23 protein-coding genes and 4 tRNA genes are annotated in these 19799 nt (G+C 68.4%); 21 read left to right on the top strand and 6 right to left on the bottom strand.

Annotated elements, in window-relative coordinates:
* Positions 1 to 166: 166 nt before the first annotated feature.
* The 5 genes from FHR97_RS16745 (at position 167) to FHR97_RS16765 (ending at position 4301) form a co-directional block, all read left to right on the top strand.
* The gene (locus tag FHR97_RS16745) at positions 167 to 1330 is read left to right on the top strand and encodes a fumarylacetoacetate hydrolase family protein (protein WP_183384947.1); all 1164 of its coding nucleotides are present in this window, start codon (positions 167 to 169) and stop codon (positions 1328 to 1330) included.
* Between the two features lie 113 nt (positions 1331 to 1443).
* A complete protein-coding gene (locus FHR97_RS16750; RefSeq protein WP_183384948.1) occupies positions 1444 to 2388 on the top strand; it encodes a metallophosphoesterase in 945 nt (314 codons plus the stop codon).
* Positions 2389 to 2471: 83 nt separating this feature from the next.
* Positions 2472 to 3275, top strand: a complete 804-nt coding sequence (locus tag FHR97_RS16755) for a ribonuclease H family protein (protein ID WP_183384949.1) — start codon at positions 2472 to 2474, stop codon at positions 3273 to 3275.
* A 178-nt stretch (positions 3276 to 3453) separates the two neighbouring features.
* Positions 3454 to 3669, top strand: a complete 216-nt coding sequence (locus FHR97_RS16760) for a hypothetical protein (RefSeq protein ID WP_183384950.1) — start codon at positions 3454 to 3456, stop codon at positions 3667 to 3669.
* Positions 3670 to 4046: 377 nt separating this feature from the next.
* On the top strand, positions 4047 to 4301 hold the full coding sequence (locus tag FHR97_RS16765) for a hypothetical protein (protein ID WP_183384951.1): 255 nt from the start codon (positions 4047 to 4049) through the stop codon (positions 4299 to 4301).
* 151 nt (positions 4302 to 4452) lie between these two features.
* On the opposite strand, the gene FHR97_RS16770 is transcribed toward FHR97_RS16765, so the two are convergent.
* Positions 4453 to 4528: transfer RNA gene (locus FHR97_RS16770), tRNA-Ala, on the bottom strand.
* A gap of 235 nt (positions 4529 to 4763) precedes the next feature.
* Here FHR97_RS16770 and uvrY point away from each other — a divergent pair.
* The 8 genes from uvrY (at position 4764) to nadB (ending at position 11042) form a co-directional block, all read left to right on the top strand.
* Positions 4764 to 5411, top strand: coding sequence for a UvrY/SirA/GacA family response regulator transcription factor (gene uvrY, locus FHR97_RS16775; protein WP_183384952.1), 648 nt, complete (start codon positions 4764 to 4766; stop codon positions 5409 to 5411).
* A 60-nt stretch (positions 5412 to 5471) separates the two neighbouring features.
* Entirely contained in the window at positions 5472 to 7286 is a 1815-nt protein-coding gene (gene uvrC / locus FHR97_RS16780; RefSeq protein WP_183384953.1) for an excinuclease ABC subunit UvrC, read from the top strand.
* Between the two features lie 73 nt (positions 7287 to 7359).
* Complete coding sequence (gene pgsA, locus FHR97_RS16785; protein ID WP_183384954.1) at positions 7360 to 7908, top strand: CDP-diacylglycerol--glycerol-3-phosphate 3-phosphatidyltransferase; 549 nt, start codon at positions 7360 to 7362, stop codon at positions 7906 to 7908.
* Positions 7909 to 7971: 63 nt separating this feature from the next.
* Positions 7972 to 8046, top strand: a tRNA-Gly gene (locus FHR97_RS16790).
* A gap of 26 nt (positions 8047 to 8072) precedes the next feature.
* Positions 8073 to 8146, top strand: a tRNA-Cys gene (locus FHR97_RS16795).
* Positions 8147 to 8175: 29 nt separating this feature from the next.
* Positions 8176 to 8262: transfer RNA gene (locus FHR97_RS16800), tRNA-Leu, on the top strand.
* Positions 8263 to 8320: 58 nt separating this feature from the next.
* On the top strand, positions 8321 to 9481 hold the full coding sequence (locus tag FHR97_RS16805; RefSeq protein WP_183384955.1) for an FUSC family protein: 1161 nt from the start codon (positions 8321 to 8323) through the stop codon (positions 9479 to 9481).
* The gene (gene nadB / locus FHR97_RS16810; RefSeq protein WP_183384956.1) at positions 9462 to 11042 is read left to right on the top strand and encodes an L-aspartate oxidase; all 1581 of its coding nucleotides are present in this window, start codon (positions 9462 to 9464) and stop codon (positions 11040 to 11042) included. The genes FHR97_RS16805 and nadB overlap by 20 nt, the downstream gene beginning before the upstream one ends.
* A 75-nt stretch (positions 11043 to 11117) precedes the next feature.
* Here the strand turns inward: nadB and FHR97_RS16815 are convergent, their stop codons facing one another.
* Together FHR97_RS16815 and FHR97_RS16820 are read right to left on the bottom strand one after the other, a co-directional pair.
* A complete protein-coding gene (locus tag FHR97_RS16815) occupies positions 11118 to 11516 on the bottom strand; it encodes a hypothetical protein (RefSeq protein ID WP_183384957.1) in 399 nt (132 codons plus the stop codon).
* Positions 11476 to 11769: an FAD assembly factor SdhE gene (locus FHR97_RS16820; RefSeq protein WP_183384958.1), complete on the bottom strand. Its 294-nt coding sequence runs from the start codon at positions 11767 to 11769 to the stop codon at positions 11476 to 11478. The genes FHR97_RS16815 and FHR97_RS16820 overlap by 41 nt, the downstream gene beginning before the upstream one ends.
* A gap of 200 nt (positions 11770 to 11969) precedes the next feature.
* On the opposite strand from FHR97_RS16820, the gene FHR97_RS16825 reads away from it, so the two are divergent.
* Genes FHR97_RS16825 through lapB form a run of 3 tightly spaced genes read left to right on the top strand, consistent with a single transcriptional unit; the run spans position 11970 to position 13806 of the window.
* Entirely contained in the window at positions 11970 to 12266 is a 297-nt protein-coding gene (locus FHR97_RS16825) for an integration host factor subunit beta (protein ID WP_183384959.1), read from the top strand.
* Between the two features lie 49 nt (positions 12267 to 12315).
* Complete coding sequence (locus FHR97_RS16830) at positions 12316 to 12621, top strand: LapA family protein (RefSeq protein WP_126481005.1); 306 nt, start codon at positions 12316 to 12318, stop codon at positions 12619 to 12621.
* A complete protein-coding gene (gene lapB / locus FHR97_RS16835; RefSeq protein ID WP_183384960.1) occupies positions 12622 to 13806 on the top strand; it encodes a lipopolysaccharide assembly protein LapB in 1185 nt (394 codons plus the stop codon). It abuts the gene before it with no gap.
* 4 nt (positions 13807 to 13810) lie between these two features.
* On the opposite strand, the gene pyrF is transcribed toward lapB, so the two are convergent.
* On the bottom strand, positions 13811 to 14512 hold the full coding sequence (pyrF, locus tag FHR97_RS16840) for an orotidine-5'-phosphate decarboxylase (protein ID WP_183384961.1): 702 nt from the start codon (positions 14510 to 14512) through the stop codon (positions 13811 to 13813).
* Between the two features lie 211 nt (positions 14513 to 14723).
* Between pyrF and FHR97_RS16845 the strand changes: the two genes are divergently transcribed.
* Positions 14724 to 15002: a ComEA family DNA-binding protein gene (locus FHR97_RS16845; RefSeq protein WP_183384962.1), complete on the top strand. Its 279-nt coding sequence runs from the start codon at positions 14724 to 14726 to the stop codon at positions 15000 to 15002.
* Here the strand turns inward: FHR97_RS16845 and FHR97_RS16850 are convergent.
* On the bottom strand, positions 14999 to 15205 hold the full coding sequence (locus FHR97_RS16850) for a hypothetical protein (protein ID WP_183384963.1): 207 nt from the start codon (positions 15203 to 15205) through the stop codon (positions 14999 to 15001). The genes FHR97_RS16845 and FHR97_RS16850 overlap by 4 nt on opposite strands.
* A 126-nt stretch (positions 15206 to 15331) precedes the next feature.
* Here FHR97_RS16850 and FHR97_RS16855 point away from each other — a divergent pair, with 126 nt between their 5' ends.
* From FHR97_RS16855 to FHR97_RS16870, 4 genes are all read left to right on the top strand, one after another.
* Positions 15332 to 15850 carry an FxsA family protein gene (locus FHR97_RS16855; protein ID WP_183384964.1) on the top strand — a complete coding sequence of 173 codons (519 nt, stop codon included), beginning with the start codon at positions 15332 to 15334 and terminating at the stop codon, positions 15848 to 15850.
* A gap of 206 nt (positions 15851 to 16056) precedes the next feature.
* Positions 16057 to 16350 carry a co-chaperone GroES gene (locus tag FHR97_RS16860; protein ID WP_035595572.1) on the top strand — a complete coding sequence of 98 codons (294 nt, stop codon included), beginning with the start codon at positions 16057 to 16059 and terminating at the stop codon, positions 16348 to 16350.
* Positions 16351 to 16412: 62 nt separating this feature from the next.
* Positions 16413 to 18059 (top strand): chaperonin GroEL, encoded by a 1647-nt coding sequence (groL, locus tag FHR97_RS16865; RefSeq protein WP_183384965.1) that lies wholly within the window; start codon positions 16413 to 16415, stop codon positions 18057 to 18059.
* A 163-nt stretch (positions 18060 to 18222) separates the two neighbouring features.
* Positions 18223 to 18957, top strand: a complete 735-nt coding sequence (locus FHR97_RS16870; RefSeq protein ID WP_183384966.1) for an RNA methyltransferase — start codon at positions 18223 to 18225, stop codon at positions 18955 to 18957.
* Between the two features lie 391 nt (positions 18958 to 19348).
* On the opposite strand, the gene FHR97_RS16875 is transcribed toward FHR97_RS16870, so the two are convergent.
* The gene (locus tag FHR97_RS16875; protein ID WP_183384967.1) at positions 19349 to 19531 is read right to left on the bottom strand and encodes a RidA family protein; all 183 of its coding nucleotides are present in this window, start codon (positions 19529 to 19531) and stop codon (positions 19349 to 19351) included.
* Positions 19532 to 19799 lie beyond the last annotated feature (268 nt).

The raw sequence follows: 19799 nt of genomic DNA on the forward strand, positions 1-19799 counted from the left end.
GACTCGCGGACCACCTCGGTGGGCAGCGCGGCGATCCAGCGCTTCCTGCGCCCGGTGTGCTACCAGAACCTGCCCCAGGGCCTGCTGCCCGAGGCGCTGCGCGACGGCAACCCGGCCGGCGTCAGCCGCCTGGTCGACGGCCGGCGCGAGGCCTGAGGAGACGCCCATGTCGCATACCATGACCTTCGCCCTGCCCGAGGATGCCGACCAGGCCCTGCTGGTCGGCCGGGTCTGGCGCGATGCGCCCCACCAGGGCCCGGCCCTGGTGGGGGTCCGTCGGGGCCGGGTCCTCGACATCACCGCCACCTGCGCCTGCATGGCCGACCTGCTCGACCGCGACGACGCGGTCGCGTTCGTGGCCTCGGTCGAGGGCGAGGACCTGGGCCCGGTCGAGGCGCTACTGGAGAATTCCCTGCGGGACACGCCCGAGGCGCCCTACCTGCTCGCCCCCTGCGACGTCCAGGCGATCAAGGCCTGCGGGGTGACCTTCGCGGTCAGCCTGATGGAGCGAGTGATCGAGGAGCAGGCGGGCGGCGACCCCGCCCGGGCCGGCGAACTGCGCGCCGAGCTGCAGGCGCTGATCGGCGGCGACCTGTCGAGAATCGTCCCCGGCTCCGAGGAGGCCATGGCCCTCAAGGTCGAGCTGCAGGCCCGTGGCGCCTGGTCGCAATACATGGAGGTGGGCATCGGCCCGGACGCCGAGGTGTTCACCAAGGCCCAGCCGCTGTCGGCGGTGGGCTTCGGCCGCGGCGTGGGCCTCCATCCGGCCTCGCAGTGGAACAACCCGGAGCCGGAGATCGTGCTGGCGGTGGACGCCGCCGGCCAGGCCAGGGGCGCCACGCTCGGCAACGACGTCAACCTGCGCGACGTCGAGGGCCGCAGCGCCCTGCTGCTGGGCAAGGCCAAGGACAACAACGCCTCCTGCGCCCTCGGGCCGTTCATCCGCCTGTTCGACGACCGCTTCACCCTCGATACGGTGCGCCAGGCCCGGGTGTCGCTGCGCATCGAGGGCGCCGACGACGACTTCGTGCTGGAGGACGTCAGCGACATGGCCGAGATCAGCCGCGACCCGCTGGAGCTGGTCGGCCAGACCCTCGGCGCGCATCATCAGTACCCGGACGGCGTCATGCTGTTCCTGGGGACCATGTTCTCGCCGATCCAGGATCGCGACGGCGAGGGTCAGGGCTTCACGCATCACCTCGGCGACAGCGTGACCATCGCCACGCCCGCCCTGGGCGCGCTGGTCAACCGCGTCGACCGCTCGGACCGGCTGCCGCCCTGGACCTTCGGCATCCGCCAATGGCAGGCCTTTCAGGCCCGACGGGGCTGACACGCGTCCTCGCCGCCTGATCGGAGCGGAGAATATGAGGTATCCTTGGCGACGGCCGCCGTCGTGTGCCTCGCGCACGCCTCGACGGCGGTCCGTCCAGCGAAGGAAGGCTCATGTTCGACCTCATCGGTGATATCCACGGCTACGCCACCCCGCTAAGGAAGCTGCTCGAGCGGCTCGACTACCGCGAGCGCGGCGGTGTCTGGTCACATCCCGCGCGTCGGGTGATCTTCCTCGGCGACTTCGTCGACCGCGGACCGGAACAGGCCGAGGTGGTCCGCATCGCCCGCGCGATGGTCGACGCCGGCCACGCCCTGGCCGTGATGGGCAATCATGAGTTCAATGCCGTGACCTGGGCCACCCCGGACCCGTCCCGACCGGGCGAGACGCTGCGCCGCCACTCGCCGAAGCACCGACGCCAGCATCAGGCCTATCTCGACCAGGTCGGCGAGGGCAGTCCCCTGCACCGTGACCATATCGCCTGGTTCAGGACGCTGCCGCTCTACCTCGACCTCCCCGGGCTGCGTGTCGTCCACGCCTGCTGGCACCCGCCCTCCCTGGAGACGCTTGCCTCGCGACTCGATGACGAAGGCCGAATCCCGCCCGCGGCCTGGCCCGAGCTGGTGCGCGAGGGCAGCGCCCCCTTCGAGGCGGTGGAGACCCTGCTCAAGGGACTCGAGGTGGAACTGCCGGCCGGGTACGAGTTCCTCGACAAGGACGGCAACCCCCGCCGTCGGGTGCGCACGCGCTGGTGGGAACTCGACCGGCTCACCTACCGTGACCTCGCCCTGGTGCCGCCGGAGGCCATCGAGGAGATCCCCCACGAGCCCATCCCCGGGGATGTGCTGCCGGGCTATGAGGGCAGCAAGCCGCTGTTCGTGGGGCACTACTGGCTCAGCGGCACGCCGCGCCCCCTCACCCCGCAGATCGCCTGCCTGGACTACAGCATCGCCGCCTCCCCTGCCTCGCACGGTGAGGGGGGCAGCAAGCTGTGCGCCTATCGCTGGGACGGCGAGAAGCAATTGCAGGCCGAGCACTTCGTCTGGGTCACCCCCTGAACGGTGTTGACGGACCGAGCCCGGCCTGTAGAGTCGGTCTCTTCTTTATCCTCCCCCAGACCATCACAGCCACGGAGCGACGCATGGCAACAAGGAAAGGACCCAAGTTCTATGTCGTCTGGGTCGGCCGTCAGACCGGGATCTTCACCTCCTGGGCCGAATGCAACCGCCAGGTGAAGGGCTACCCCAAGGCCCGTTACAAGTCCTTCTCGACCCGAGAGGATGCCGACGCCGCCTTCGCGAAAGGCCCTCGGGGTGCCGTCCCCGCCAAGAAGGCGAAGGCATCGGGCAGCGTGGGCTCGGCGTCGGCGGGACGCACGGCACGCCGACAGACTGCGCCAGATACCCCGACCGCACCAGGCAAGACCTTTGACACGGAGATCTACTGCGACGGTGCCTGTGAGCCCAACCCCGGGGATGCCGGGTCGGGCATGGCCATCTACCGCAATGGCACCCTGGACGAGCTCTGGTATGGGCTCCACAACCCGAGGGGGACCAACAACACCGCCGAGTTGAATGCCTTTCACCAGGCGCTCCGCGTGGCCCGGGAGGAGATCACCCGGGGAGCCTCCGTGCGGATCCATTGCGACTCCACCTACACCATCAACGCCATCACCAAGTGGGCCAGCGGGTGGAAGAAGCGCGGCTGGAAGAAGGCCGATGGCCAGGCGATCAAGAACCCCGAGATCATTCAGCCCACCCATGCCCTCTATGAAAGCCTCAAGTCGGCGGTGACCATCGCCCACGTCAAGGGCCACGCCGGCGTCGAAGGCAACGAGCTGGCAGACCGTATGGCCATGTATGGGGCCGACCAGCAGGAGCGCGACTTCTGCCGTTATCGGGACAGCGACTGCGCGGCGGATATCCTCAAGCTCAAGCGAGGGTGATACCGGCATAGGCAGGAGCCCGGTAACAGGGAAAGGGCCAGGAGTCATTACAGGGAACGCGCCAGGCAGTAGGAGAAAAGTAAGCCTTTGCGTAACAGTTTGTGTACTACTGTTACAAGAGAAGTCAGCGACAGCTTCATTAGCATGACAGTTTTCTCCCTGGACTGGAGGTGGTCCAATGCACACCCAGTACGCCGCCAACCCGACTCGCCGCCCTTCCGGAATCGCCGCCCTTCATCTGACGGCCCGCACCATCGCCACTTCTCGTCGCGATCAAGACGATGGCCCGATGACCGTAGAGCAACTGGCCAATGCGCGACGAGAGGTCGAATACCTGGCCAGGCGCAACGGCATGAAAGAGCCTCTGCTACAGATATGGACTGTGCGCAGCTAGAGTGCCGGGGGCACGCAGGGCATTGGTGAGCGAGACTCGTCAAACGGCTTTTCAAGCGTTGGCGCATCCATACGCCTGTCGGCCATCCGGCTCCTTGTCCGCTCGACAGGGAGGTTGACATGCCGGGCCACGCTGTTTAGCTTCGTATCAGCGCCGATTTGAATCTCAGCTTGCGGGCGCTCTACAAGTCCAGCTAAAGCGACCGCCGGAGGCCCGCTTTAGCACATGCTGAGCGGGTTTTTTGTTGCCCGGGATCCGGGCGGCCGCCGATTTAAGCACCAACTTGCGGGCGGGATAGAAATACAGCTAAAGCGGCGCACGGCTCCTCTCCCCTGGGTCGGCGCTTGCCGCCCAACGCAGGGGACCAGGAGACCGACATGAGCTATCACCCCCGCCCCTCGAGGGGCCTGCAATGCCCTACCGCCACCCACCGCCCTCTCACCGGCTCCCGCCTCAAGGCCGCCGAACTGCTGTCGAGCCTGGCCCAGGATGACCTCGTCCGCCCGGAACTTCGCAACGATGTCCTGCTCTCCGGCGAGCGGCCCCCGTACCCAGGCCGGACATCGACCGACCAGCATCGGCGACGGGAGAGGGAGTACCGGGATGCGCGCTTCGGCGACGGAGACACGTGAATACCCGGAGCTGGGCGTGGCGGGGCTGCTGGGAGCGAGCCGACCGGCAAAAGCGGTGTGGAGTTTTTCGGGAAATTTTCGGGTTTTTTTACGGACACACGAAAAAGCCGCCTGGAGCATGGCACCAGGCGGCTGATTCGTAGAAGCTTGTTGGTGGAGCCTAGCGGGATCGAACCGCTGACCTCAACACTGCCAGTGTTGCGCTCTCCCAGCTGAGCTAAGGCCCCACGCTGTCTCGCCGTTTCTGCCTTGCGAGAACGAGGCACATCTTACGCCCTGATCACCGAGCCGTCAACCCAGCCATGAGAAAAATCATTCCTGAGACTGACACCAATTCCCCTTAGGATGATGTTGTGCCACGCTTAGGACATCGTGAGCCACCCGGGATGGCGAGCAGCGCGCCAGCGTCATGCCGTGGCAAGTCTCCCCATCCATTCTCAACTTCGTTCAGGAGCACCTGCCTTGATCAGGGTTCTCGTTGCCGATGATCATCACCTCGTTAGGACCAGCATCGCCCACCTGCTGAATGCCGAGGCCGACATCAGCGTGGTCGGCGAGGCCGCGGACGGCGAGGAGGCCATCCGACAGGCGCGCCAGCTCAAGCCGGATATCGTGCTGATGGATATCCGCATGCCCGGCATCGGGGGACTGGAGGCCACGCGCAAGATCCACCGCTTCACCAGCGACGTCCGCATCCTGGTGCTGACGGCCTTCCTCGAGGAGGCCTTCGCCCAGCGACTGCTGGAGGCCGGCGCCCACGGCTTCATCAGCAAGGGCTGCCAGCAGGACGAGATGGTCCAGGCGATCCGCGGGGTCTTCGCCGGCCAACGCTACGTCAGCCCGGAGATCGCCCAGCGCCTGGTGCTGTCGCGCATCGATTCCAGCGACAACCCCTTCGACCAGCTCTCCCAGCGCGAGCTGCAGGTGGCGATGATGATCGTCAACTGCCAGAAGGTGGCCGACATCGCCGACCGCATGTTCCTGAGCCCCAAGACCGTCAATACCTATCGGTACCGCATCTTCGAGAAGCTCGGCGTGCATTCCGACGTGGAGCTGACCCACCTGGGACTGCGTCATGGCCTGGTGGACGGCTTCAGCGAGGTGGAATGACCCGCCCGGTGGCGGGTCTGATAGGATGACACTCCCGTTTCATCCACCACCGGCGCCGCGATGAGTTTCGATTCCCGTCATTTCCTCGATACCGTCACCGAGTCCCCGGGGGTCTATCGCATGCTCGACGAGCAGGGCGAGATCCTCTACGTGGGCAAGGCTCGCCGGCTCAAGGCGCGCCTGGCCAGCTACTTCCGGGGCGCCCTGAACACCAAGACCCAGGCGCTGGTCTCGCGCATCGCCGACATCCAGGTCACGGTCACCAACAGCGAGACCGAGGCACTGCTGCTCGAGCAGACGCTGATCAAGGAACAGCGCCCGCCCTACAACATCCTGCTGCGCGACGACAAGTCCTACCCCTTCGTCTTCGTCACCGACCGTCACCCCTTCCCCGCCCTGGAGTACAAGCGCGCCCGCACGCGCCACGACGACGGTCGCTACCTGGGCCCCTACCCCAGCAGCGGTGCGGTGCGCGAGAGCCTGTCGCTGATGCAGAAGATCTTCCGCATCCGCAACTGCGAGGACAGCGTCTTCGCCCATCGCACCCGACCCTGCCTGCAATACCAGATCGGCCGCTGCAGCGCGCCCTGTGTCGGCTATATCGGCGAGGAGGAGTATCGCCGCGACCTGGAGCATGCGGTGCAGTGCCTGGAGGGCAAGAGCGAGGCGGTGACCCGCGAGCTGACCCGGGACATGGAGGCGGCCAGCCAGGCGCTGGACTTCGAGGAGGCGGCCCGGCTGCGCGACCAGATCCAGCACCTCCGCCAGCTGCAGCAGCGCCAGTTCGTCGATACCGGCGGCGGCGACGCCGACGTCTTCGCCCTGGCCACGCGCCCCGGGGCGCTGTGCATCTCGGTGCTGACGGTGCGCCAGGGTCGCCTGCTCGGCGCCCGCCACCACGAGCCCGCCAACGGCCTGGACCTGGGCCCCGAGGCCCTGCTCGGCGACTTCGTCAGCCAGTTCTACCTGGGGCAGAGCCGGGAGATCCCCGCCGAGGTGATCACCAGCCACCCGCTGCCCGACGCCGCCCTGATCGCTCGCGCCCTGGGCGAGCGTGCCGGCAGGCGGATCCGCGTCACCGACCAGGTCCGTGGCCACCGCGCCCAGTGGCGCGAGCTCGCCCGCACCAACGCCGAGCAGCAGCTGGCCGGCCAATTGGCCAGCCAGAACCAGCTCGCCAGGCGCTTCGAGGCCCTGCGCGAGGCGCTCGCCCTGGCGACCACGCCGGTACGCCTGGAGTGCTTCGACATCAGCCATAGCCATGGCGAGGCCACGGTGGCCTCCTGCGTGGTGTTCGATGCCAGCGGCCCGCGCAAGTCGGACTACCGGCGCTTCAACATCGAGGGCGTGGAAGCCGGCGACGACTACGCCGCCATGCGCCAGGCGCTGACCCGCCGCTTCCGGCGGCTGAAGGAGGGCGAGGGCGAACGCCCGGACATCCTCATCGTCGATGGCGGCAAGGGGCAGCTCAACATGGCCCGGGAGGTGTTCGCCAACCTCGGGGTCACCGGCGTGCGACTGCTCGGGGTCGCCAAGGGCACCACCCGCAAGGCCGGGCTGGAGACCCTGTTCATCGAGACCGTGGACCGCACCCTCGACCTGGACGGCACCTCACCGGCCCTGCACCTGCTGCAGCACATCCGCGACGAGTCGCACCGCTTCGCCATCGCCGGCCACCGCGCGAGGCGCGACAAGGCGCGGCGCACCTCCACCCTGCAGGAGATCCCCGGCGTCGGCCCGCGGCGTCGCCGCGAGCTGTTGCGCTTCTTCGGCGGCCTGCAGGGGGTCAAGCAGGCCAGTCGGGAGGAGCTCGCCCGGGTGCCCGGCATCAGCGCCACCCTGGCCGAGGCGATTCATCGTGCCCTGCATGGATGAGCGCGGCCAAGCTGGATAGAATAGCCCGACTCTCGGCATCCCCTCTCCATACAGGCAAGGACCGCAGCTTCCGATGAACATCCCCAATATCCTGACCCTGGCCAGAATCATCTTCATCCCGCTGCTGGTGGTGCTGTTCTATCTGCCCCTCTCCTGGAGCATGCCGCTCGCCGCGGGACTGTTCGCCCTGGCCTCGGTGACCGACTGGCTGGACGGCTACCTGGCCCGGCGCTGGGACCAGTCCACGCCCTTCGGCGCCTTCCTCGATCCGGTGGCCGACAAGCTGATGGTCGCCGTGGCCCTGGCCCTGCTCATCGAACGCTACGACGCCAGCTGGCTGACCCTGCCGGCGCTGGTCATCATCGGCCGCGAGATCGTCATCTCGGCGCTGCGCGAATGGATGGCCGAGATGGGCAAGCGTGGCACGGTGGCGGTGTCCTGGATCGGCAAGTTCAAGACCAGCCTGCAGATGATCGCCCTGCTGCTGCTGCTGGCCTTCGCCCCGGGCACGCCCGTCGCCATGCTGGGCGTCGCGACCCTCTATGTGGCCGCCCTGCTGACGCTGTGGTCGATGATCGACTACCTGCGCTCCGCCTGGCCGCACCTGAGCCGCTCGATGTGACGGCAGGCCGCGAAAAGCGTTTGACAGTCACCGACTTATCCGTATAATGCGTCCTCGAGTCAGGCGGGAATAGCTCAGTGGTAGAGCATCGCCTTGCCAAGGCGAGGGTCGCGAGTTCGAATCTCGTTTCCCGCTCCATTCCCCACGAATGGCACGACTCATGAGGCTGGATGGCAGAGTGGTTATGCAGCGGACTGCAACTCCGTGTACGCCGGTTCGATTCCGACTCCAGCCTCCATCATTCCGATAGCAGCCCGCTCGAACCCCGCCCGGATGGCGAAATTGGTAGACGCAAGGGACTTAAAATCCCTCGGTGGCAACACCGTGCCGGTTCGAGCCCGGCTCCGGGCACCATACCGCAGTCAGCGTTTCGACTTGTCTTGAGCCCGGCCATCCAACGGGGCGTCGCTTCATGATCCTGGCGCGTCTGCGCGATCCGTACTTCAGCCATCGTCACCGCCGCAAGCTGCACGTCCTGCGTGTCGCCCTCGCCCTGTGCGTGACCTACGCCGTCACCGAACTCTTCGCGATCCAGCACAGTGGCTGGGCACTGGTCAGCACCGTGATGGTGATGGGCAACCTGCCGCATATCGGCGGCGTGCTCGACAAGGGCCGGCAACGCCTGCTCGGCACCCTGCTCGGGGCCGCCTGGGGCCTGCTGCTGATCGCCGCCACGCCCCTGCCCTGGGCCGGCCTGGTGCCGCTGGGGACCCTGCTGGCCATCGCCCTGGGCACCTGGATGACCTTCGGCAAGCGCTACGGCTACGGCGGCCTGATGTTCGCCATCAGCCTGCTGCTGGTGGTCGGCGACGGCAACCAGCAGCTGGGCGTGGCGCTGTGGCGCAGCTTCGACGTGCTGCTCGGCACGCTGATCGGCATCGGGGTCACCGTGGCGGTGCTGCCCCACAAGGCCACCGACATGCTGCGCTTCATGCTCGCCGACAACCTGGATCGCATGGCGCGCCTCTACCATGCCCACACCTCGGCCACCGCGGCGCCGGACCTGGACACCCGCGAGCTGCTCAAGGCCTGCAGCGGCCTGCTGGTCAAGCAGCGCGGCATGGTCGACGCCATCCACCGCGAGGGGCGGCTGCGTCGCGGCGAACTCGACGACATCATCTCCCTGCAGCGGCGCATGCTCTCGACCATCGAGCTGCTGCTGGAGACCCACTGGAACACCCGCGCCGGCCATGACCGGATCGATGCCATGGTCGGCCTTCGCGATCAGCAGCACACCCTGGCCCGGGGCATCGGCACCCTGGCCTTCCAGGTGCGCACCGGCCACCCCGTCGAGGTGCGCGTCGCGCCCTTCGAGCTGCAGCGCCACGCCGGCCTGGCCGCCGATGCCCACGGCGAGGACGGTCGCGCGCTGTTCAGCCCCAGCGGCTACCTGTGGCTCAACCGGGAACTCGCCCGCCTGACCGGCGAGCTGATCGAGCGGCTGGGCGGCCTGGAGCGCCTGCCCAGCCAGCGCCTGCGCCGACGCGCCTCGCGCAACGGCCTCCTCGACCGCCCCGCCGGCGCACGGCCGGCCCCTCAACAAGGACAGCCTGATGACCGACAGCAAGCATGAGGTGCTGATCATCGGCGGCGGTATCGCCGGCCTGGTGTTGGCCCTGGAAGTCGCCGACCGGCGACGCGTGACCCTGCTGCAGCCCGCCCGGGACGAACAGGGCGCGAGCCGCTGGGCCCAGGGCGGGATCGCCGCGGTACTCTCGCCCCAGGATGACGTCGAGGCCCATGTCGCCGATACCCTGGTGGCCGGCGACGGCCTCTGCGACGAGGCCGCGGCGCGCTTCACCGTGGAGCAAGGCCCCGCCGCCATCGGCTGGCTGCTGTCGCTGGGCGTGCCCTTCACCCCGGACCCCGACCCCGAGGCCGGCTACCCCTATCACCTGACCCGGGAAGGCGGCCACGGGGCACGGCGCATCATCCACGCCGACGATGCCACCGGGCGAGCCGTGGTCGAGACCCTGATGGCGCACGTGCAGGCCCATCCCGCCATCGCCCTGCGCACCGACCTGACCGCCATCGGGCTGATCGGCGACAGCGCCGGTCACTGCCGCGGCGCGCGCTGCCTCGACGAAGAGGGCCAGCCACACCGCCTGCTCGCGGCGGATACCGTGCTGGCCACCGGCGGGGCCAGCGGCCTGTACCGGCATACCACCAGCCCCCGGCCGGCCAGCGGCGAGGGCATGATGATGGCGGCCGAACTGGGCGCCGAGCTGATGAACCTCGAGTTCCAGCAGTTCCACCCCACCTGCCTCTATGACCCCGAGGGCGCGCCCTTCCTGATCAGCGAGGCGGTGCGCGGCGAGGGCGGCCTGCTGCTCAATGTCGAGGGCGAGCGCTTCATGCCCGGCGTGGACCCCCGCGCCGAGCTGGCCCCCCGCGACATCGTGGCGCGGGCCATCGACGCCGAGATGCAGCGTACCGGCACCGATCATGTACTGCTCGACATCCGCCACCTCGGCGAGGCGGCGATCCGCCACCACTTCCCCACCATCCATGCCCACTGCGCCTCCCGGGGCCTGGATATCGCGCGCACGCCGATCCCGGTGGTCCCGGCGGCCCACTACAGCTGCGGCGGGATCACCACCAACCTGGAAGGCACCACCACCGTCCCGCGTCTCCACGCCATCGGCGAGGTCGCCTGCACCGGCCTGCACGGCGCCAACCGCATGGCCAGCAACTCGCTGCTGGAATGCCTGGCCTTCGCCCGCAGCTGCGGTCGGCGTCTGCGCCACGCCTCGCCGGCCGGCGATGCCCCCCTGACGACCTGGCAGCCCGGCCGGACACCGGTCCCGCGGGAGGAGATCGCGGCCCTGCGCGACGAGATGCGCCGCATCATGAGCGCGCGGGTGGCCATCGTGCGCCGGGATGCCGGCCTCGACGAGGCCGCCGACGCCCTGGCCGAGCTGGCCGGCCGACTGGCGCCGCGCCTGCCCGAGGCCGCCCCGGACGAGGAACTGGCGAGCCTGTGGCACGCCCTGCGCCTGGCCCGGCTCACCGTGGCCTGCGCCCGGGCTCGCCGGGAGTCGCGGGGCCTGCACTTCAACCCCGACTGTCCCGTGCACGGCGAGCCGTCGCCCCGCCCCTCGCGGATCCATCTCGGCGACCTGGCCGGCCCCTGAGCCCGGTCACACGACGACCGCCCCGGGATGCATCCCGGGGCGGTCGTCGACGCCCACACGCAGGGAACCGCGGATTCAGGGCAGGGACACCAGCCAGCGCCGCAGGGTGCGCCGGGAGGCGGCATCGCTGCTGTCGGGCCAGACCCAGAGCCGGCGGCCATCGAGGCGCAGCCCCACCAGCCAGGGCCCCAGGTAGTCGCAGTCCAGTTGCGCCACCCGCCAGTCGCTCGTGCCACGGGGGCGCCAGGCCCACCCCGGAGGCGCCGACGGGCGGGGCGTGACCCGCAGGGCCCCGGCCGGACGACACCGCGCGACGTCCCACAACACGGCGCCCATCACCAGCGCCGCCGACACCGCCACCCAGGGCGGCGCCTGGTGGGTCAGCAGCGCGACCACGCCCAGGACCGGCAGCCCATGGGCGAGCAGCGCCAGCCTAGAGGGTGCGATAGTGATCGTTGTCGGTGGTTTCGGCATGTTCGACGATCATCTTGACGATGCGACGCCGGGCGGGCTCCTCCGGCCACTCGCGGCGCATCAGCCAGGCGAAGAGGTCCTGGTCCTCCTCGGTGATGAGGTCGCGATAGGCGGCCTGGTCGCTCTCGTCCAGGTCGTCGTAACGCTGTTCGAGGAAGGGAATCAGCAGCAGGTCGAGCTCCCACATGCCGCGACGGGAATGCCAGTAGAGGCGCTTGCGCAGGGCGGCGCCGGCAGACGAATCGTCGTTCAAGGTCGGCCTCGTCGGATTGGGTGAATGTGGCGACAGTATACCCGAGCCTCCGCGACGCCGGCACCCGCCGGCCGCGACGCGTCCCCGCCTGGGGCAAAGGTCGTAGAGCGTTGTTTTATCGAGAGTTGCACAGTATGCTTTGAGAAAACCATCGCCCCCGGTAGCACGCCGCCCCAGGCAGGACCGCACGGAGAGAACCGATGACCAAGTCCGAACTGATCGAGCAGATTGCCATGCGACAGCCGGAGCTGTCGGTCAAGGAAGTCGAGGCCGCCGTGCGTCTGATCCTCGACGACATCACCGACACCCTGTCGGAAGGCGGCCGCGTGGAGATCCGCGGCTTCGGCAGTTTCTCGCTGCACTACCGGGAGCCGCGCATCGGGCGCAACCCCAAGACCGGCGACCCGGTCGCACTGGACGGCAAGTTCGTGCCACACTTCAAGCCCGGCAAGGAGCTGCGCGAACAGGTAGACGCCAGCCGCGCGCTCGGCTACTGACGAGCGGCCTCGCCCCACCCTCTCCTCAACTCGACATGGGAACAAGCACATGCGTTGGCTAAAAGGCCTGATCATGGCCATCATCCTGCTGGCGGTGCTGCTGATCGGCATCCTGTTTGCCGTCAACAACCAGCAGGCCCTGCCCCTCAACCTGATCTGGATCGAGTTGCCGGCGGCCTCGCTCTCCGTCTGGCTATTGGCCTCCCTGGCCGTGGGCGTCTTCCTGGGCATGCTCGCCATGAGCGGCGTCTACCTGCGCCTGCGCACCCTGCTGACCCGCGCCCAGCGCCACAACCAGCAGCAGCGCAAGGAACTCGACAAGCTGCGTATCCAGGAGATGAAGGAACTCCCCTGAATGCCCGATGTTCTGCTGCTGGCCCTGTTGTTGGCAGCGGTCGCCATCGGTTGGTGGCTGGGCCGCCGCGAACGCCGAGGCCTTGGCACCCCCGCCACCTCGCCCGGCCTGGCCCGCGACTACTTCGTGGGCCTCAACTACCTGCTCAATGACCAGCAGGACCGCGCCATCGAGACCTTCATCGGCGCCCTGGAGGTCAACAGCGACACCATCGAGACCCACATCGCCCTGGGCAACCTCTTCCGCACCCGCGGCGAGGCCGACCGCGCGGTGAAGATCCATCAGAACCTGCTGGCCCGCCCCACCCTCAGCGGCGCCCAGGGGGAACGGGTCCAGCTGGAGCTCTCCCGGGACTTCCTCCACCTGGGCCTGCTCGACCGGGCCGAGCGCCTGCTCCAGGGGCTGGTCAGGGAAGGCCAGGACGACGAGCTGCGCCAGTCGGCCAAGCGCCTGCTGGTCGACCTCCTCGAGCGGGAAGGGGAATGGCAGGCGGCCCTGGACGTGGCCCTGCCCCACCTGGTGCGGCAACACGACGACATCCGGCGTGCCGCGGCCCACTGGCTGTGCGAGCTGGCCGACCAGGAGCGCCGGTCGGCCAGCCCGGTGCTGGCCCGGCGCCATCTCAAGCAGGCCCTGGCCACCGATGCCCGCTGCGTGCGGGCCAACCTGCTGCTCGCCGAGATGGCCCTCGACACCGGCCAGTACCGCCAGGCCATCCGCCTGCTCAAGCGCATCCCCGACCAGGACAAGACCTTCATTCCCAGCATGCTCGAGCCGCTGAGTCGCGCCTACCGGCTGCTGGATGACGAGGTTGGCCTGATCCAGTACCTCCAGGAACTGCTCGAGACGGTCCCCTACACCAGCGTGATCATCCTGCTGGCCGAGACCCTGCGCCGGCATCATGGCGACGCCCGCGCGGCCCATGAGCTGGTCGCCCACCAGCTCAACCGGGAGCCGAGCCTGGGCGCGGTGGACTACCTGATCCGCCTCTACCTGCGGGAAGCCCACGGCAACGAGGACGAGCGCATCGAGCTGCTGCAGCACCACACCCACACCCTGCTGCAGTCCCTGCCCCGCCACCGCTGTCGCCGTTGCGGCTTCAGCGGCGAGCACCTCCACTGGCAGTGCCCTCGCTGCCGCAGCTGGGGCACCACCAAGCCGATCACCGGCATCGAGGGCGAATAGCCGCTCAGCGGGCGTCGAGCTCGCTCTCGATGGCGGCCAGAGCGGCCATGGGATCATCGGCCTGGGTCACCGGCCGCCCCACCACCAGATGGGTGCTGCCGGCGGCCATGGCCGCGGCAGGCGTCATGATGCGCCGCTGATCGCCGGCGTCGGCGGTGGCCGGCCGGATGCCCGGGGTCACCTTGAGGAAGCGATCGCCGCACAGCGCACGCAGCCGCTCGGCCTCCCGGGCCGAGCAGACCACCCCGTCCATGCCGCTGTCCCGGGCCAGCACCGCCAGGCGCTCGACCTGCTCGGCGGGCGTCGCCGATACCCCGACCTCGGCCAGGTCCCCGGCCTGCATGCTGGTCAGCACCGTCACCGCGATCAGGTGGGTGCTCAGGGCGTGTTGCTCCAGGCGCGCCCGGGCGGCCTCCATCATCCGCCGACCGCCGCCGGCATGCACGTTGACCATCCACACGCCCTGCTCGGCGGCCGCCTGCACCGCCCCGGCCACGGTGTTGGGAATGTCGTGGAACTTGAGATCCAGGAACACCTCGAAGCCGCGCCCATGCAGCGCCTCGAGCACGTCCGGTCCGCTGCGAGTGAACAGCTCCTTGCCCACCTTCAGGCGGCAGCGGGCCGGGTCCAGCCGATCGGCCATGCACAGGGCGGCATCCAGGGAGGTGTAGTCGAGGGCGATGATCAGGGGTGACGCAGTGGACACGGGCGGGCTCCTGGCGAGGTGAGTGGTCCGGGGCAGTATATCAGCCATGCCCGACACCGCATGTGGTGGATATCGTCTCCGCGATGTCGCCATTCCCTGACAGCCGCTGGCGGGAATCTCTGAGCTTCGCCACCCGCTGGCGGCACTAGCTTTGAAGACAGGCAGCTCGCCTGCTCGCAAGCCCCCGTCCAAGCGACACAAGGAGATCGGTATGCCACGCATGCTCAAGGAACGCCTCGCCCTCCTCGGCCTGATCCTGCTGCTGGGCCTGGCCGCCCCCGCCCTGGCGCAGGAGATGGCGCCGGTGAACGTCAACAGTGCCGATGCCGCCCTGCTCGCCGAGCTACCCGGGATCGGCGAGGTCAAGGCCGCCGCCATCGTCGAGGAGCGCGAGACCAACGGCGACTTCAGTTCGGCAGAGGACCTGACCCGGGTCGACGGCATCGGCGAGACCACCGTCGATGCCCTCGCCGAGCAGGTGAGCTTCTAGTCCGTCTCGTCCGTCCGGCCACCGGGCCGCGCCCCGGTGGCCTCCTCCCCCTCACGGATCCGCCCCCCTCCACACTCGATGACCCGCTCGGTGAAGTCGTCGTTCTCTTCGATGAAGGCCGCGCTCTCGGCGATGACCTGGGGCTGGCCCAGACGCTTGAGGAACACGCCGGCGGTGATACGCTCCCGCATGTCATCGCGCATCGAGGCCGACATTTTCTGTGGCGACGCCGTATCCTCCCTAGGGCGCAGTTCCCCGGCCGCCCCGGGATCGCTTGATTTTTCCTGCCCCGCCCCCATGTCTTCGGCATTCGACCTAGCGGAGTCATCATGCCCTTCCTTCTCATCTTCACCGTCTTTGCCCTGCTCGATTTCGTGCTCCTGTTTTCCGTCGGTAGCCAGATCGGCCTGCTGACGACCCTGGCCTTGGTACTGGGCACCGGCTTCATCGGCCTGCACCTGATCCGCCGCGAAGGGGTGGCCACCTTCGCCCGGGCCCAGGAGCGCATGGCCCGGGGCGAGGTCCCCTCCGGCGAACTGCTCACCGGGGCGGCGCTGATCTTCGGCGGCGCCCTGCTCATGGCTCCGGGCTTTCTCTCCGACACCCTGGGCTTCATGTGCCTGATCCCCGATGCGCGCCGCCTGCTGGGCAAGCTGCTCGGCCGGGTCGGCCTGCGCATGGGGGGCGCGCATGTCCATGCCGGCGGCTACCGCCCCCGTCAGGGCAGCGACGCCGACTGGCAGCAAGCCGAAGCGCCGCGCGGCGACGCCACGCGGGAAGCCCATACCGATAGCCGGGGCGAACCCCTGGAGGGCGACTTCATCGGGCACGACGAGCGCCGGGGCTGACGAGCCAAAAAATTTTTCGCCGGGACCTTGAAAGCCCCGACAGCAGCCCCACTTAACCGTCAGCAACGAGCTTCGGCCCCGGCCCTGCCGGGGCCATCCACACGAAGGCGGAGACGCCTTCACCCCGCGGCCCGCTGCGGGATGATGATGAAAACCGCCGAGGCAGCGACGCCCCGGCACAGCAAACCATCAGGAGAACGTGAGCAATGAACATCCGTCCCTTGCACGATCGCGTCGTCATCCGTCGCGTTGAAGAAGAGCAGAAGACCGCAGGCGGCATCGTGCTCCCGGGCAGCGCCCAGGAAAAGCCGACTCGTGGCGAGGTCCTCGCCGTCGGTAACGGCCGGATTCTGGACAGCGGCGACGTGCGCCCGCTCGACGTCAAGGTCGGCGACACCGTGATCTTCAAGGATGGCTTCGGCGTCGAGAAGCAGAAGATCGACGGTGAAGAAGTGCTGATCATGAGCGAGTCCGACATCCTGGCCGTCGTCGAAGGCTGAGCCGCGACCCGCTAGCAATCGCCCGATACTGACGTTCACGAACTCACAGGAAGCATACGAAAATGGCAGCGAAACAAGTCAAGTTCTCCAGTGATGCACGCACTCGCATGGCAAAAGGCGTCGACACCCTGGCCAACGCGGTCAAGGTTACCCTGGGGCCGAAGGGCCGCAACGTGGTGATCGAGAAGTCCTTCGGCGCCCCGACCGTCACCAAGGACGGTGTCTCCGTCGCCAAGGAGATTGAGCTCAAGGACAAGTTCGAGAACATGGGCGCGCAGATGGTCAAGGAAGTCGCTTCCAAGACCTCCGACGTCGCCGGTGACGGCACCACCACCGCCACCGTGCTGGCTCAGTCCATCGTGACCGAGGGCCTGAAGGGCGTGATCGCCGGCATGAACCCGATGGATCTGAAGCGCGGCATCGACCAGGCCGTCATCGCTGCGGTCAAGGAAGTTGAGGCTCTGTCCGTGCCCTGCACCGACACCAACGCCATCGCCCAGGTCGGCACCATCTCCGCCAACGGCGATAAGCGCATCGGTGAGATCATCGCCGAGGCGATGGAGAAGGTCGGCAAGGAAGGCGTCATCACCGTCGACGAAGGCCGTGGTTTCGAGGACGAGCTGGACGTCGTGGAAGGCATGCAGTTCGACCGCGGCTACCTGTCGCCGTACTTCGTGACCAACCAGGACACCATGGCCGTGGAACTGGAAGATCCGTTCATCCTGCTGGTGGACAAGAAGATCTCCAATATCCGCGAGCTGCTGCCGACCCTCGAGGCCGTCGCCAAGGCCGGCAAGCCGCTGGTGATCATCGCCGAGGACATCGAGGGCGAAGCGCTGGCCACCCTGGTGGTCAACACCATGCGCGGCATCGTCAAGGTCGCGGCCGCCAAGGCACCGGGCTTCGGTGACCGTCGCAAGGCCATGCTGCAGGACATCGCCATCCTCACCGGTGGCACCGTGATCTCCGAGGAAGTGGGTCTGGACCTCGAGCAGGCCACCCTGGACCACCTGGGCACCGCCAAGCGCGTGACCATGTCCAAGGAGAACACCACCCTCATCGATGGCGCCGGCAACGACAATGACATCGAGGCCCGCGTCAGCCAGATCCGCGCCCAGATTGAGGAGACCTCCTCCGATTACGATCGCGAGAAGCTCCAGGAGCGCGTCGCCAAGCTGGCCGGCGGTGTCGCCGTCATCCGCGTCGGTGCGGCCACCGAAGTCGAGATGAAGGAGAAGAAGGCCCGCGTCGAGGACGCCCTGCACTCCACCCGCGCCGCCGTCGAGGAAGGCGTCGTGCCCGGGGGCGGTACCGCCCTGGTGCGCGTGCTGACCCGTATCGCCGGCCTCAAGGGCGACAACGAGGACCAGACCCACGGCATCGCCATCGCCGTGCGCGCCATGGAATCCCCGCTGCGCCAGATCGTCACCAACGCCGGTCAGGAGGCCTCCGTCATCCTGAACCGCGTCAAGGACGGCGAGGGTAACTTCGGCTACAACGCCCAGACCGGCGAGTTCGGCGACCTGTTCGAGATGGGCGTGCTGGACCCGGCCAAGGTCACCCGTAGCGCCCTGCAGTCCGCCGGTTCCGTCGCCGGCCTCATGATCACCACCGAGTGCATGATCGCCGACGATCCGGACGAGAAGGAAGCCGGTGGCGCCGACATGGGCGGCATGGGTGGCATGGGTGGCATGGGCGGCATGATGTAAGCCGACCCACTCCCCCAGGCCCAGCCTGATCGAGACCCCCGCCGGGTGACCGGCGGGGGTCTTTTCAGTTTCAAGAAGGAAGAAGGATGACGAGGCAGTGTAGAATGTCCTCTTCCAGGCGCGAAGCGCCGATCTTCACTCTTCCAGCTTCCCTCTCGCCTTCATGCTATCGAACATCCGCATCGTCCTCGTCCAGACCTACCACCCCGGCAACATCGGCGCCTCGGCGCGGGCCATGAAGACCATGGGCCTCGAGAACCTGGTGCTGGTCACTCCCCGCTGCTTCCCCGACCCCGAGGCCTCGCGACTCGCCGCCGGCGCCGAGGACGTCGTCGACAACGCCCGGGTGGTGGGCTCGCTGGCGGAGGCCGTCGACGACTGCGTGCAGGTGGTCGGCGCCAGCGCCCGCCTGCGCAGCCTGCCGTTGCCCCACTTCGATGAGCCCGCGGACATGGCCGATGCCCTGATGGCCAACGCCACCGACGATCCGGTGGCCCTGGTCTTCGGTCGCGAGCGCTTCGGCCTGACCAACGACGAGATCCGCCACTGCAGCCATCAGGTCAGCATTCCCGCCAACCCGGACTACGGCGTCCTCAACCTCTCCCAGGCCGTTCAGGTGCTGGCCTACGAGGTGTTCCGGGCCTGGCGACAGCGCCCGGACAGCGACTTCCGGGCGCCCCGCCCCTCCCATGACCGCCAACCCACCCGGGAGCAGCTGGGGCATTTCCATGACCACCTGTCCCGGGTCATGCAGGCCAGCGGCTTTATCACCCAGCCCCATGCCCGCACCGAGGAACAGCTCCAGGCGCTGTTCGCCCGCGCCCGGCCCTCGCGCAAGGAACTCTCGCTGCTGCGGGGCCTGCTGAGCTCGGTGGAACAAGGCCTGGACGACGCCTGAGCCGTCACGGAGTCGTCATTTCCCGGTCACGGCACCGTCATCCGCCCCGCCGATACTGATCCTGCCCGAGACGGGACCGGCAAGGGACACTGCCACTCGCGTTGCCAGGGACGCACGGGGGCAGGACGCCCCCCAGGGAGGATTATCGCGGCATCGGGACGATGCCCAGGGAGGATGGAGATATCGCCACGACGCCCCGCGTCGTGGCGTTTTTCTTGGCGCCGCCGCCCGAGCTTCAGGCCGGGGTCAGCCAGTCACCGTAGGCCGCCAGGTCGTCGCCCAGCCCGCCGGTGGCCACCGCCTCCACCGCCGTGATGCTCACTCGCTTGCCTCCTGGCGCTCCCAGACCTCGATCGCCGCCGCCACCTGCTCGGCGTCGATGATACGCATCTCAGGCCTCCGGCAACGCGGCCACGACCATGATCTCGACCTTCCACTCGGGCTTGGCCAGCGGGGCCTCGACCGCGGCGCGCACCGGCGGGCGGCCAGGCACTTGGCCGGCCAGGTAGACGGTGCCGTTGTGGAAGGCGATCTGGCTCATGCGGGTGTTGCTGTCGTGATGGGTCAGGCTCATGGGGTGATCCCACTCGGTCGGGGGCGCTCAGGCACCGGTGAAGCCCGCCATGAAGGCGGCCAGATTGTGACTCAGGTGATCGGTGGGGTAGCCGCCCTCCTGCACCAGCACCGTGGGCAGGTGCGGCAATGGCAAGCGACGAGGACGCCTTCCACCATGGGCCGAGCCGCTGAAGAACGCAAACCGGCGAGGTGAAGGCCCGTCGCACGAGGCGCCTCGGCGAGCCTGGTCATCCCGCGCGCGGCGCTGCCGGGCCAGTCCTCCACCC

The organism is Halomonas stenophila (assembly GCF_014192275.1).
In the GTDB taxonomy this organism is placed as follows: Bacteria; Pseudomonadota; Gammaproteobacteria; order Pseudomonadales; family Halomonadaceae; genus Halomonas; species Halomonas stenophila.